Raw genomic sequence first — 14,182 nt, 5'->3', positions numbered from 1 at the left:
GAGGAGCGCCCGATGACTGTTTCCCTGGACGAGGTCGTCGGCGCGCTGCGTGCGTCCCTGCTCGACAACCAGAAGCTCAAGCAGCAGAACCAGCAGCTCACCGCCGCGCTCAGCGAACCGGTGGCGATCATCGGCATGAGCTGCCGGTTCCCTGGCGGTGTCAGGTCACCCGAGCAGCTCTGGGACCTGGTGGCCGCCGGCAGCGACGCGATGTCGGCGTTCCCGGACGACCGGGGCTGGAACCTGGGCGCGCTCTACGACCCGGACCCCGACCCCGACAGCCGGGGCACGTCGTACGTGCGCGAGGGCGGGTTCCTCTACTCCGCCGGGGACTTCGACCCGGCGTTCTTCGGCATCAGCCCCCGCGAGGCACTCGCCATGGACCCGCAGCAGCGGCTGCTGCTGGAGACCGCCTGGGAGGCGTTCGAGCGGGCCGGCATCGACCCCACCCGGCTGCGCGGCGCGCCGACCGGCGTCTACGCGGCCACCAGCAGTCAGGGTGACTACGCGGCTCTGCTCACCGGGGTCACCGGCGGCGTCGAGGGCTACCTCGGCACCGGCAGCGCCGCAGCCGTGGCGAGCGGCCGGATCTCGTACGCCCTCGGGCTGGAGGGGCCGGCGGTCACCGTGGACACCGCGTGCAGCTCGTCGCTGGTCGCGCTGCACCTCGCCTGCCAGGCGCTGCGGCTGGGCGAATGCACGATGGCGCTGGTCGGCGGGGTGTCGGTGATGGCCACCCCGACCGTCTTCGTGGAGTTCTCCCGGCAGCGGGGCCTGTCCACCGACGGCCGGTGCAAGTCGTTCGCCGCCGCCGCCGACGGCACCGGCTGGTCCGAGGGGGCCGGCATGCTGCTCGTCGAGCGGCTCTCCGACGCCCGCCGCAACGGCCATCCGGTCCTCGCCGTGCTGCGCGGCAGTGCCGTCAACCAGGACGGCGCGAGCAGCGGGCTGACCGCCCCGAACGGCCCGTCGCAGCGCCGGGTGATCCGGCAGGCTCTCGCGAACGCGGGGCTGAGTGCCGACCAGGTGGACGTGGTCGAGGCGCATGGCACGGGTACCACTTTGGGTGATCCGATCGAGGCGCAGGCCCTGATCGCCACGTATGGGCAGGGTCGGTCCGCGGACCGGCCGCTCTGGCTCGGCTCGATCAAGTCGAACATCGGGCACACGCAGGCGGCGGCGGGTGTGGCCGGGGTGATGAAGATGGTGCTGGCGATGCGGCACGGGGTGCTGCCGCCCACGTTGCACGTGGACGAGCCCACCCCGCACGTCGACTGGTCGGCCGGGGCGGTGTCCCTGCTGACCGGCACGCAGCCCTGGCCGGAGACCGGGCAGCCACGCCGGGCCGGGGTCTCCGCGTTCGGGATCAGCGGCACCAACGCACACGTCGTCATCGAGCAGGCCGTCGCGACGGACACCGACGACGTCCGGCCGGCCGGTACGCCCGCCCCGCCGGCACCGTGGATCGTCTCGGCCCGCTCCGCGCCGGCCCTGGCCGGGCAGGCGCGGCGGCTGCTGGCGCATCTGGCCGATCACCCCGACCTGACCGCCGCCGACGTGGCGTACTCGCTGGTCACCACCCGGGCGGCCCTGCCGTACCGGGCAGCGGTGATCGGCGGGGACCGCGACGAGCTGCGGGCCGGCCTGCACGCGGTCGCCGAGGAGCGCGACACCCCCGGCGTGGTGCGCGGCGTGGCCCGCCGGGCCGGCAAGGTCGCGTTCCTCTTCACCGGGCAGGGTGCCCAGCGGCTCGGCATGGGCGCCGAGCTGTGCCGCCGGTTCCCGGTCTTCGCCGCCGCCTTCGACGAGGTGGCCGGGGAGCTGAACCGGCACTTGAGCCGGCCGCTGCGGGAGGTGGTCTTCGCCGGGGCCGACTCGCCCGACGCGGATCTGCTGGACCGTACCGAGTTCACCCAGCCGGCGCTGTTCGCCTACGAGGTCGCCGCATACCGGCTGGTCACCGCCTGGGGGCTACGCCCGCAGTTCCTGCTCGGCCACTCGGTCGGCGAGCTGGCCGCGGCGCACGTCGCCGGGGTGCTGTCGCTGGCCGACGCGGCGACGCTGGTGGCCGCCCGGGCCCGGCTCATGCAGCAGTTGCCGCCCGGCGGGGCGATGCTGGCGGTACAGGCGTCCGAGGCGGAGGTGGTCCCGCTGCTCGACGAGCGGGTGTCCCTGGCCGCCGTGAACGGCCCCCGGTCGGTGGTGCTCTCCGGCGACGAGGAGGCCGTGTTCGCGGCGGGGCGGCGGCTGTCTGCCGAGGACCGGCGGTCCCGTCGGCTGCGGGTCAGCCACGCCTTCCACTCCGCCCGGATGGACGCCATGCTGGCCGACTTCCGGATCGTCGCGGAGAAGGTCGCCTGGCACCCGCCGAACCTTCCGATCGTCTCCGACCGCACCGGCGAGCCGCTCACCGCCGCCCAGGCCACGGACCCGGGCTACTGGGTCGACCACGTCCGGGACACCGTCCGCTTCCATGCCGGCGTCGCCACCCTCGCCGCCGGCGGCGTCGGAACCTTCGTGGAACTCGGCCCCGACGGCGCCCTGACCGTGCTGGCCCGGGAGTGCCTGCCCGACATGGAACCGGCGGCCTTCGTGCCGCTCGCCCGCCGGGACCAGCCGGAGGCGACCACGCTGCTCGCCGCGCTGGCCGCGGTCGACCTGCGCGGTGCCGGAGTCGACTGGGCGGCTCCCTTCGACGGCAGCGACGCCGCGCGCGTCGAACTGCCCACCTACGCCTTCCACCGCGAGCGCTTCTGGCCGGACCCGCCCACCGTGGATCTCGTCCCGCCCGCCGCGACCGGCGAAGACGAGGAGTTCTGGGCGGCCGTGGCGCAGGGACGACCCGCCGAGCTGGCCGCCGCGCTCGGCCTGCCCGCCGACCGGCAGGACGCGCTCGCCGACTTGCTGCCAGCCCTCGCCTCCTACCGGGACCGGCGGCGTCGCGGATCGGAACTGGACGGGCTGCGCTACCGCGCCGACTGGGAACGCGTCGACCTGTCAGCCCCTACCACGTCGGCCGGTCGATGCCTGCTGGTGGCCGGGGCAGGCACCGACGCCACCGCGGTGCTCACCGTGCTGCGCGCCGAGGGCCTGGACCCGACGCTGGTCACCGTGGGCGACGACCTGGACGCCGTGGCCCGGGCCTTGCTCGCCGACGGCACCTGGTCGGTCGTGGTCTCGCTGCTGGCGGCGGAGGAACGGGCGGCCGGCACGGGGACCGGCGCGCTCGCCGGGACAGCCGCGCTCGTGCGGGCCCTCGCCGCTGCGGGGAACGGTACGCCGATGTGGACCGTGACCCGGGGCGCGGTGACCGTCGACGCGCACGACGCCGCTCCCGGCGTGGCCGGGGCGTACGTCTGGGGGCTGGGCCGGGTGCTGGCGCTGGAGCAGCCGCGCTCGTGGGGCGGGCTGGTCGACCTGCCGGCGGAGCCGGACGACGTCGCGCTCGCCGCGCTCGCCCGGGTCGTCGCGTCCGGCGGCGACGAGGACCAGGTGGCGGTACGCGCCGGCGGGGTGTACGCCCGGCGGCTCCACCGGGCCCCGGCCGGCGCCACCGATACGGACTGGCGGCCCCGCGGCGCGGTCCTGGTGCACGGTTCCGCGCAGGTGCGTACCCCACACCTGCTGCGCTGGCTCGCCGAGCGGGGCGCGTCGCACCTCGTCCTCGTGGGGCCGGTGGCGGACGCCGACCCGCTCGGCCCGGACGTCACCGTCACCGCCGTCGACGACCTGGACGGGCTGCCCGAGGCGCTTGACCGGCTGGCCGCCACCGGCAGCGAGATCCGTACCGTCCTGCACGTCGCCGACTCCGACGGGGCCGGCGACCCGGTGGGGGTGCTGGATCCGCACGACCTGGCCGACGCCGTGGCCGCCCGTACCACCGCGGTGGAACTGCTCGGGCGGGCCTGCGCCGGCCTACCGATCGACGAGTTCGTCGTCTTCACCTCGACGGCCGCCGTCTGGGGCAGCGGGGGAGCGGCGGTCGCCGCCGCCGTGGGCGCCGGGCTGGAGGCGCTGGCCGCCGGCTGGCGTGCCGTTGGCCGCCCGGCCACCGTCGTCGCGTGGGTGCCCTGGGCGGACGAGGTCACCGATGCGGCGCAGCTGCGCCGCCGGGGGGTCCGGCCGCTGCCCGCCGACGTGGCCCTGGCCGCGTTGGGGCAGGCCCTGGTCCGCGGCGACGACCAACTGGCCGTCGCCGACCTCGGCTGGCCCGCGTTCGTGCCGGCCTTCACCGCCGTACGGCCCAGCGCGCTGCTGCGCGGCGTGCCCGAGGCGACGGCCGGTGCCGAGCCGGAGGCCGGCGATGCCGCGGCGACCGATCCCGCTCGCGCGCTGCGCGAGCGGCTGGCCGGCGTCCCGGCCGGCGACCGGCACCGGATCCTGCTGGACCTGGTCCGGGCGCGGGTGGCCACCGTCCTCGGGCACGCCTCGCCCAACGCGGTCGAGGCCGACCGGGACTTCCTGGAACTCGGCTTCGACTCGCTGACCGCATTGGAGCTGCGCGACGCGCTGCGCCAGGAGACCGGGGCGGAGCTGTCGACGACCCTGCTCTTCGACCACCCCACGCCTACGGCGCTGGCCGTTCACCTGATCGGCCAGCTCCTCGGCGCGGAGGCGGCCGGGGACGGCGCGGACGACGCCGGTGGACCTGCCGGGAATGGTGCCGGCGGCGGACTGCTCGGCGGGTTGTTCAACCAGCCGAAGGCGCGCGAGGACCCGGCCGGGTATGCCGAACTGCTGGTCAAGCTCGCCCAGTTCCGCCCCAGCTTCCGCGAGCCGGCGCAGCTCACCCGCCCGGCCGGTATCCTCCGGCTGGCCGAGGGCGGCGCCCGGGCGCAGTTGGTGTGCTGCTGCACGATGTCGTTGCTGTCCGGCGCGCACGAGTACGCCCGGCTGGCCGCCGGCTTCCGGGGCGTACGTGACGTGTGGGCCCTGCCCAACCCCGGGTTCGGCGCGGGCGAGGAGCTTCCCGCCGACCTCGACGCGCTGCTGCGGGTGCACGCCGACACGGTTCTGCGTACCGTCGGCGCCGGCCCGTTCGTGCTGGCCGGTCACTCCGGTGGTGCGATGGTGGCCAACCTGCTCGCCGGGGAGCTGGAACGCCAGGGCCGCCCGCCGGACGCGGTAGTGCTCATGGACACCTACCCGGCCGACAGCGAGGTGCTCGGCGGGTGGGTGCCGCAGCTTCTCGACGGGATGATCGACCGGGACACCGCGTACACGCCGATGGACGACTGGCGGACGACGGCGTGGGCGGGCTACCTGCCGCTGTTCCTGGACTGGCAGCCGACCGAGACGGCGGCGGCGACCCTGCTGGTGCGGGCCACCGAGCCGCTGGGGGAGTGGGACGGCGAACCGGACGGCTGGCGGTCGCGCTGGCCCTACCCGCACGAGGCCGTCGACGCGGCCGGCGACCACTTCAGCATGGTCGCCGACCGGGGTCCGGAACTCGCCGGCACGGTCCAGCGCTGGCTGGTCGCGCGGGGCCTGTGACCGGTTCCGCCCCTGGCGTGCCCCTAGCGCCCCCTATCGGCGCACATACATCTATCGGACCGACGTTCCAGGACGGAGCATGACGACGTGGACGAGGCAGTGGTGGTCACGGAGCTGGTCAAGCGGTACCAGCCCAACATGCCACCGGCGGTGGACGGGCTGAGTTTCTCCGTCGCCGCCGGTGAGGTCTTCGGCCTGCTCGGGCCGAACGGTGCGGGCAAGACGACGACGATCGGGGTGCTGACCACACGGGTGCGGGCCACCTCGGGCCGGGCCCAGGTGTGCGGCGCCGACGTGATCGGCTCGCCCGCCGTCGCCCGGCAGTTGCTGGCGGTCGTACCGCAGCGGGTGAACCTGGACCGGGCGCTGACCGTCCGGCAGAACCTGCTGTTCCACGCGGCCTACCACCGGGTGCCCCGGGCGCAGCGCATCCGGCGGGCGGACGAGTTGCTGGACCAGATGGGGCTCAAGGACTTCGCGAACCACCGCACCGACTTCCTGTCCGGCGGCCTCGCCCAGCGCACGATGATCGCCCGCGCGCTGATGCACTCGCCCCGGGTGCTCTTCCTCGACGAGCCGTCCGCGGGCCTCGACCCGCAGTCCCGGCTCTTCGTGCACGACCGGGTCGCCGAGCTGAAGCGGTCCGGGGTGACCGTGGTGGTCACCACGCACGACATGGACGAGGCGGAGAAGCTCTGCGACCGGGTCGGCATCGTCGACCACGGCAAGCTGCTCACCCTGGACACCCCGTCCGCGCTGACCCGTACGCTGCCGGGCAGCAGCACCCTGACCCTCGTGGTGACCCCCGGCGCCCCCGCCGAGCAGGTGCGGGCCGCGCTCGACGCGATCCCGGACGTGGAGCAGGTGGAACACTTCAAGGTGACCGCCCCGGCGCCCGTCGCCGCGCCGGCGTTCCCGGGCATGCCGGCGATGCCGATGCCCGCGCCGGCCCCCGACGCCCCCGCCGACCCGGATGCCCCGCTCTCCTTCCGGGTCTACACCAGCGGCCAGCCGGCCAACGCCATCCCGATGGCGATGAAGATCCTCGCCGACCTGGGCTGCGAGGTCCGTGACCTGAACATCGGCCAGCCCAGCCTGGAAGATGTCTTCATCCACCTGACCGGAAGGGAACTTCGGTGAGCGTCGCCGCCCCCGCCCCCCCGTCCGCGCCGTCGCCGGCCTCGTCGCCGCCGCCGGTGCGCGCGCTGGACCAGTTCGCCACGTTTCGGGCGGTGCTCTCGCGGGACCTGTTCGTCACCGGCCGGGAGCTGGTCGGCTTCCTGCTCCAGGTCTTCATCCAGCCGCTGTTCATGCTGCTGATCTTCGGCAAGGTGCTCAGCGACCTGGGCTACGCCAGCGACGACTTCTCCAACGTGCTGCTGCCCGGCGTCATCGCGCTGAACGCCTTCCTGATCGGCCTGGAGAACACCGCGCTGCCGATGATGATGGACTTCTCCTTCACCCGGGAGATCGAGGACCGCCTCCTGTCGCCCATGGCGATTCCGCTGGTGGCCCTGGAGAAGATCGTCTTCGGCGGCATCCGCGGCCTGATCGCCGGCGTGGTGCTGATCCCGGTCGGCATGCTCATGCTCGGTGTCACCTGGCCCTGGGCGGTGGTGCTCAAGGTGGTCGGGGTGTTGGCGATCGGCGCGCTGGTCGGCGCGGCGGTCGGTCTCGCCTTCGGCACCCTGGTGCCCACGCAGCACATCCAGATCATGTTCACAGTGGTGATGACCCCGATCATGTTCACCGGTGCCACCCAGTTCCCGCTGCTCGGCCTGGACTCGCTGCGCTGGTATCAGGTGATCTGTTCGCTGAACCCGCTGACCTACATCAGCGAGGCGACCCGGTCGCTCGTCGGCCCGCCGGGGGTCGAGTCGCTGCCGCTCTGGCTGTGCATGTGTGTCCTCACCGGGGTCTTCGTGGCGTTCTCGGCGATCGGCATGCGTGGCTTCATGCGCCGCGCCATGGACTGACCGGCCCGGGATGCGTCCGCCGAGGGCCCGAACCGCTTCTGCGGTTCGGGCCCTCGCTGCGTCGTCGCCGGTCGCGGTGGCTGTCGCAGGGGGCGGTTCCACCGCGCCCCTGCGACAGCCGTCAGGACGTGGCGCTCTGTGTCTCGTCGGCCAGTGTCTCGGCGTACATGACGAGCCGGGACGGGAGGTCGGTCCGGCGCTTCACGTCGAGCTTGCGGTAGACCCGGGTCAGGTGCTGCTCGACAGTGCTCACCGTGATGAAGAGCCGGCTGGAGATCTGGCGGTTGGTGTGGCCCTGTGCGGCCAGCGCGGCGACGCGCCGCTCGGCGTCACTCAGCCCGTCGTCCGGTTCCTGGAGCTCGGCGGCGGCCGGGTACGCCGGCAGTCCGCTGCCCGGCTCCCGGCGGATCAGCCGCTGAGCCAGCACCGACGCCCCGCAGTCCTGCGCGAGCTGGTAGGCGCGGCGGACGAGCAGCCGGGCGCGGGCGGAGTCTCCGGCGCGCTGGAGTGTCTGACCGGTGTCGCCGAGGGCGCGGACGAGCTCCAACCGGTCGCCGCTGGACTGGAGCAGGTTGACCGCCTCGGAGAGCAGCTTGCGCCGGTGGTCCTGGGCGGCGGTGGTGGCGAGCAGGCGCAGCGTACGGCCCCGGGTCCGGTCGTCGACCCCGTGCGGCACCCGCAACTGCTCCTGCAGGAGCTGCATCGCCTGCGTCTTGTTGCCGACGCTGAGCTGCACCCGGGCCAGCTCCAGCCGCCACGGCACCAGTCCGGCCGCGTCGATCCCCCACGTACGCATCAGCTCGCCGCAGCGCCGCAGGTCGGTGGTGGCGGCGTGCGGCCGGCGTACGGCCAGGTGGTGCCGGCCGCGTGCGGCCAGGTAGTGCAGGCCCAACGGGGTGCGGAACATGCCGGGCGGGGTCGGGTGGGCCAGCCACCGGTCGGCCTCGGCGAACCGGCCCGACTCCGTCGCGGACGCGATCAGGGTGGACAGCGGTCCGGCGATCGCCACACCCCAGGCGGGGGCGGGCATGTCTTCCAGGGCCGCACGGGCGTGGTGCTCGGCACCGGGCAGATCGCCGACGCGCAGGGCCGCCTCCGCCCGGATCGCCCGGATCACGGCCCGCCAGCCCGGCGCGTGCTGAGCCACCGGCCGGTCGAGCAGCACGTCGCCCCAGACCGCGGCCCGGTCCGACCGGCCGGCCCAGAGCAGCGCCAGCAGGGGCGCGGTCAGCAGGCCGAGGGCGCCGTCGTCCGTGTGGTGGCGCTGCAGGATCTGCTCGGCGGTCGTCACCGTGTCGTTGTCGGCGGTCGGCGTCAGCGCGGCGCCGAGCACCGTGACCGCCTGCAGGAGCGGGCTGACGGTGGTCGGGGCGCCGGCCGCGCGGCTCCAGGTGGCCGGGGTCTGCCGCACGTTCGCCAGGTGGTCCGGGTGGGAGAGGGAGATCAGAAGCTGCATGATCCGCAGGCGGCCGGGCGGGGCGGCCGGGCCCTGCTCCTCGTCCGCCGAGAAGCCGCTGACGGCCTCGGCAGCCTCATCGATGCGGCCCTGCCAGAGCAGGTACGGCACGGCGGAGAGGCTCGCATCGGTGGACCAGCCGGCGGCCCGCGCCGTCTGCACCAGCTCCGTCAGCTGCCCGTTCACCGTCAACGGGTTGATCTGCCAGCGGGCATTCACCAGCATCTCGGTGGTGGCGGTGCGTTGCTGCTCGTCCACCGGCGCGCGGGCGAGCAGCCGCAGGCAGGCTGTCGCCACGTCGGGCCGGCCCGACGAGAGCGCGTGACCGGCGGCGTCCTGGAGCACCGGCACCCTCCAGCCGGTCACCGCCGCACCGGCGGCAACGAGGTGCTCGGCGACCACGCTCGCCTCGGCGCCGCGGTCGTGCAGCACCTCGGCGGCCCGCTGGTGCAGGCTGCGCCGCTCGTCGGCCGACATGTCAGCCAGGATCGAGCGCAGGATGCGCGAGTGGCGTAGCTGGTCGCACTCCATCAGGCCCGAGGTACGCAACACCCGTACCGCCGGGACCGTGGTCGCGGGCATCACGTCGAGGAGGTGGCCGAGCAGTTCGGTCGACGCGGGCCGGTCGAGCACGGCGAGCGCCTGGGCCACCCGGCGTACCCCGGGCTCGTGGCGGTAGAGGCACCCGAGCACGGCCTGGTCGAACGCGTCACCGACGGACGGAACGTCGTGGTCGCTGCCCTCGCCACCGGCCCGTTCGTCGAGCAGCGCCCGGGTGAGCAGCGGATTGCCTCCGGTCATCCGGACGTAGTGTTCCGCGGTCGCGCGGGTGTCGGCGTCGTCGACGGCGCCCTCGACCAGCCGGGCGACGGCGTCGACGGTCAGCGGTGGCAGGCCGATCCGGGAGAAGTGCGGCTGGCTGAGCAGCTCGGCGCGGAACAGCGGGTGCGGCGGGCGCAGCGTCGACGCCTCCGCGAACACGACCATGATCCGGGCGTGGCGCAGCCGCCGGGTCACGTAGAGAAGGCAGTGCAGCGAGGCCGGGTCCGCGTGGTGCACGTCGTCGACGAGGAGGACCAGGGGCCCGTTGGCAGTCAGGTCGATCAGGGTGGTGAAGAGGCCGTGCAGCAGGGGTGCCCAGGCCCGGTCTCCGTCGGACGCCTCGCCGCCGACTTCGGGCAACGGCACCGCGGAGGTGGCGTCGCGCAGCAGCTTCTCGACGTGGGCGGCGGTCTCCGGGGCGAGTCGTGCACTGTGGAACAGCTGCCCGACGACTCCCAGGTGGAGACCGCGCTCCGCCCGCGAGCCGGTCGCGCTCATCACCTGCCCGCGGGAGCCGGCCGTCCACTCGCCGAACGACTCCAGCAGGCTGGTCTTGCCGCTGCCCACGGCACCGGTGACCAGCGCGACGTGTCCGCGCTGCTGCTCCTCGCACGCGTGGAACACGCGCCGCAGACGGGTGATCTGTTCCTCTTGCTGAACCAACACCTGCGCGTAAGCCCTCCTTGTACGCGGCGCGGGCCTGGAAACGCCGGTGCGGCCCGACACCGCCACCCCTGCCGGAGACAGCCGCCCCTCCGCCCGCGTCTCGACGGGTAGGGGTGGAGCGCGCCGGGCGGCCACGCCGGGTGGACCTGAAATCCTTCGTCGGACCGGTCTTCTTGCCGTACGGTCCGCGTGTCGAGGCGAGTCTGGCACCGGCATGATGGTGCGACAACGGGCGTGAGACCCCATCGTTTCGCACCCAAACCTGCGGCCCCAGAAGGCATTTAGGGGTTGCGCGACTCGGGGTGAGGGGTGTTGGAGCCGATCGGCCCGGGGGAGGCGACACGCCGGTGAGCGGCCGGTGTCGGGGCGTACGGCTTGATGGTGCCACACCGCGACTCCCGGCGCACGCCTGGTGGTACCCACAGTGGTGGTGAGCAGACTCTTCGCGACGGCCGGCGAGGGCGACGGTCGCGTGACACCCGGTGGCTGTTCCGTGCGTAAGCCCGATCGGGATCAGCGCGGCCGAGGGCCGGACGGACGGCCGCCCGGGGGGTCCGTGCCCCGCGTCAGCGGATCCAGCACCGTCGTACCGGGGCGGTCGAACCGCAGCCGTCCGGCGAGTTCGCTGCGCGAGTTGACGTCCAGCTTCCGGTAGATGCGCGTCATTCGCTGTTCGATCGCGCTGACCGTCAGGAAGAGCTTCTCGGCGATCTCACGATTGGTGTGACCCTGGGCGGCCAGGGTGGCCATCCTGGATTCGGTGTCCGTCAGGCCCTGGACCACGACCGCCGCACCCGCCCGGCCGCCGGTGGCACCGTCTCTGGTGGACAGGGCGCTGGGCCACAACGTCGGGATGCCGCACTCCTCTGCGAGAGCCCGGGCCGACCGGGTCGCGGCGCGGGCCTGCCGCCGGTCGCCGGCCTGCTCGTAGGCGTGACCGAGGTCGGCAAGGTTGTGCGCCAGTTCCATCCGGTCGCCGCACTGCCGCAGCAGCCGTACGGCGCTGCGCAGGTGCGGGATCCGTTCCTGTCCCTCCTCGGTCGCGGCCAGAACCCGCAGGGCCGCGGCCCGGTACCGGACATGGACGGGCCGCAGCCGGGCCAACTCGTCGCGCACCAGCTTGCGCGCCTGCTGACGGCGGCCCATCCGGAGCAGTGCCCGAGCCGACTCGGTGCGCCACGGCACCAGGCCCGAGAAGTCCAGCCGCCACCGCTGCATCAGCTGCCCGCAGAGCTGGAAGTCGGCCAGCGCGGCCTCGGGGCTTCCCGCGGCGAGGGCGTGCGTCCCGCGGGCGTGCAGGTAGTGCAGCCCGAGCGGGGTCTCGAAGATCGCCGGCGGCACCGGCACCTGAAGGCAGGCGGCCGCCGTGTCGAGCTGGTCCATGAAGGTCAGGGCCCGTATCCGGACGGCGAGAGGTATCCCGATCACCACCCCCCAGCCTTTCGGCGAGAGCTGCCCCAGTGCCTCGTCGGCCAGCTTGCCGGCGCGGGGGAGGTCGCCGAGCCGGCCGGCGACGGCGGCCCGCAGGGCGGTGAGCGTAGCCGAGGGGGTGGGGTGGTGTGGGGTGGCGAGGTGGCGGTCCAGCCGGTCGCACCAGTCGTCGGCCAGGTCGAGCCGGTCGGCGTAGATCATGGCGATGAGGGCGCAGATGACCCTCCACATGTGCGGTTCGTCGTCCGGCCCGGTGGTCGACAGTGTCCGCTCGGCCGCCTCGACCACGCCCGCGTCACCCCGGGCCAGCACGCCGGACAGCAGGATGACTCCGCTGAGCCCGTGCTTGACCCGGGCCAGCGTGAGCGGATCCCGCGCGGCCACGGCGGGCGCGGGCCGGTCGACCATGACCCCGGGATAGAGCGTCGAGATCCAGCCGGTGATGACGAGCAGCTCGGCCGCGGACTGCGGATCGGCGGGATCCGACCGCTCGCTCAGGTGCCTGACCAGGTCGACGGCCTTGTCGATCTCACCGTGCCAGAGGAGGTACTGGATGGGGCCGGCGGCCTGTTGGCTGCCGAGGTGCCCGGCCCGGATGGCGGTGGCGACGCTGACCAGGTGGGGGATCGTGGCCTGCGGGTCGAGTCGCCACTCGGCGCGCGCCAGCGCGGAGCGGATCCGCGCCCGCAGACACTCGCCGACGCCACTGCGGTGCGCCCGGCGCAGGTACCGTAGGGCGGTCTCCACCTCGCCGTCGAGCAGCGCCTGCTCGCCGGCGTCCAGCAGGGTCTGCGCCATCCAGGGTTCGGCCAGCTCGCCGATGTCCACCAGGTGCGGCGCGATCCGGGCCGGGGGCGCGCCGTCGTCGTGCAGCAGGCGGGCTGCTCCCAGATGCAGCCGTACGCGTTCCTCGGCGGTCATCCCGTCGATCACGGCCTGGGTCACCGCCGGATGGCGCAACCCCTGTTCATCGATCAGCCCCGCGCTGGTCGACTTGTCGACAGCGCCCAGCGCGGGGTGCAACCGGGCGTCGACGAGATGCGGCAGCAGGCTGCCGTGCAGCGGCTCGCCGGTCACGGCGAGCACCCGGGCGGCGTTGAGCACCAGGCGGTCGCAGCGGTACAGGCAGCTCAGCACGGCCTCCCGGAACGACTCGCCGACCGCCGGGGCGTCGGCGGACCGTGGCGCGGCTGCCTGGTCATCGGCGAGCGCATGCACCAGGAGCGGATTCCCGCCGCTGATCCGGTGGCTCTCCTCGGCGATGCTGCGGGCGAGCGGGATGTCGAGCCGCTGGGCGAGCAGCTGGAACGTCCCCTCGGCGGTGAGCAGCGGCAGGCGGATGCGGTGCAGCTTCGCCGGTTGCAGCATCTCGGCGTGCACGTCCGCCTGCCACGGCCGGGTGCGTGGCGCCTCCGTCAGGACCATCAGCACGGGCAGGCCGGAGAGCCGCCGGGCCACGTAATCGAGACAGCGCAGCGACGGCACGTCCGCGTGGTGGATGTCGTCCACCACGATGACCAGCGGCCCCCGCGAGGTCAGTTCGAGCAGGGCGCGCCCGATGGCGGCGGTGAGCCGGGCGTTCTCCGCGTCCGCCGGATCGGCGTCGCTCCATGCGAGGGCGCCCGCGTCCAGCAGCCGGGCGAGGCGGGCCCGGATGTCGGGGGCGTCCGCGGCGCACGACGGCACCGCGCGGACGAGCTGCCGGACGACCTCCAGCGGTACGCTGCGCTCCGCGCGGGAGGCGCTCGCGCCGATGACCCGTGCTCCGGCGTCGCAGGCGCGCCGGGCGAAGGTCTGTGAGAGCGCGGTCTTGCCGGAGCCGACCGGGCCGGTCAGCACGGTCACCGGCCGGTCGGTCGGCGAGGTGCCGCCGCGGAGCAGGTCTGCGAGTCGGCGCTCCAGCAGGCCGAGCTGGCTTGAACGCTCGGTCAGCTCCATCACCGCCCCCTCCGGGGGAGGGCCGCGTGCCCGGTGCGGCCCGACAGCTCGACCAAATTGGAGACCGGCAATTCTTGACCCATTCCATTATCGGCAAGTATCGACGGGTGTCGAGCTTTGCCGGTGCGCCATCGACCGACTTGACCGGTTGGCTGCTGCGAGCCGTGTTCCCGTGTGCGTCGGCGATAATTCCCAGCTCTCGCGGGGTCGACACTTCCTATCGACCTCCTTGATGGTGGGAGTATGGCAGTTGGGCAATTGGGCGGCAAGCCGAGTTGTGTAAAGGATGAGCAAACATGGGTTACTTGTCTCGGGTGACCCGGACCGGGGGTGGCGACGGAAAGTCGCCGGCTGGTCCCGTACCGTGACAGAGCGCTCCCATGAGCCGATGGTTCCGCTT

At 73.8% G+C, this 14,182-nt stretch carries 4 protein-coding genes and 1 pseudogene; 3 read left to right on the top strand and 2 right to left on the bottom strand.

The genetic code is table 11. The features are described 5' to 3' along the window. Window positions 1-12: 12 nt before the first annotated feature. From FB454_RS30560 to FB454_RS30550, 3 genes and pseudogenes are all read left to right on the top strand, one after another. Window positions 13-5,493, top strand: a pseudogene (locus FB454_RS30560) (type I polyketide synthase); the annotation flags it as partial. Between the two features lie 87 nt (window positions 5,494-5,580). Further along, window positions 5,581-6,633: an ABC transporter ATP-binding protein gene (locus FB454_RS30555; protein WP_013285642.1), complete on the top strand. Its 1,053-nt coding sequence runs from the start codon at window positions 5,581-5,583 to the stop codon at window positions 6,631-6,633. Then, window positions 6,630-7,469, top strand: a complete 840-nt coding sequence (locus tag FB454_RS30550; protein WP_013285643.1) for an ABC transporter permease — start codon at window positions 6,630-6,632, stop codon at window positions 7,467-7,469. The genes FB454_RS30555 and FB454_RS30550 overlap by 4 nt, the downstream gene beginning before the upstream one ends. 121 nt (window positions 7,470-7,590) lie before the next feature. Here FB454_RS30550 and FB454_RS30545 read toward each other — a convergent pair whose 3' ends face one another. Next, on the bottom strand, window positions 7,591-10,413 hold the full coding sequence (locus tag FB454_RS30545; RefSeq protein WP_030268713.1) for a helix-turn-helix transcriptional regulator: 2,823 nt from the start codon (window positions 10,411-10,413) through the stop codon (window positions 7,591-7,593). Window positions 10,414-10,926: 513 nt separating this feature from the next. Further along, the gene (locus tag FB454_RS30540) at window positions 10,927-13,782 is read right to left on the bottom strand and encodes an AAA family ATPase (RefSeq protein ID WP_013477266.1); all 2,856 of its coding nucleotides are present in this window, start codon (window positions 13,780-13,782) and stop codon (window positions 10,927-10,929) included. Between the last annotated feature and the right edge of the window lie 400 nt (window positions 13,783-14,182).

This window comes from Micromonospora sp. CNZ297 (genome assembly GCF_007827625.1).
Note: the sequence above shows the minus strand (reverse complement) of the source record. Positions and strands in the feature narration are given on the sequence as shown.